The 428-nt window shown below is 35.3% G+C and carries 1 protein-coding gene; it reads right to left on the bottom strand.

The annotated features are described in order from the left end of the window. The coding region (locus tag H5200_RS23455; RefSeq protein ID WP_182762898.1) for a helix-turn-helix domain-containing protein at positions 1 to 191 on the bottom strand (191 nt) is incomplete at its 3' end. Positions 192 to 428: the final 237 nt, after the last annotated feature.

The following is a 428-nucleotide window of genomic DNA, read 5'->3' as shown; positions in this document are numbered from 1 at the left end:
GTAACGCCATTATTAAGGTAGTTTGAAACCCATTTATTGACACTGCCGCGCGCTGTATTTAGCCGCTTAGCAATATTCGTTCTGTTTTCACCCTCAAAGAATAATGAAACAGCAAGCAGGCGTATGCGCTTTCTTGCATTAGGCTCTTTACGTGATAAAGCTAAAAGTTGCTTGGGTTTTTCTAAGTTCAATTTAGTAAAAGTAGATAAGTATCAGTGTGCTAATTAGATCACATAATTTGGCAGATTGGTATAAGTTCAATTTAGTAAAAGTAGATAAGTATCAGTGTGTTAATTAGATCACATAATACCAATCTGCATAAAGATTAAGTCAATTTTATCCAGTCTCTAGAGCATATGCTTTTAACCGTATCAGGAACAGAAATGAATTTATTCCACGCTTGCGAAACCTGTTCGACTATTTCTTCA

Source organism: Pseudoalteromonas sp. SG43-7 (genome assembly GCF_014164295.1).
Lineage (GTDB): Bacteria > Pseudomonadota > Gammaproteobacteria > Enterobacterales > Alteromonadaceae > Pseudoalteromonas > Pseudoalteromonas rhizosphaerae.
This window is presented reverse-complemented; position numbering and strand designations above follow the sequence as displayed.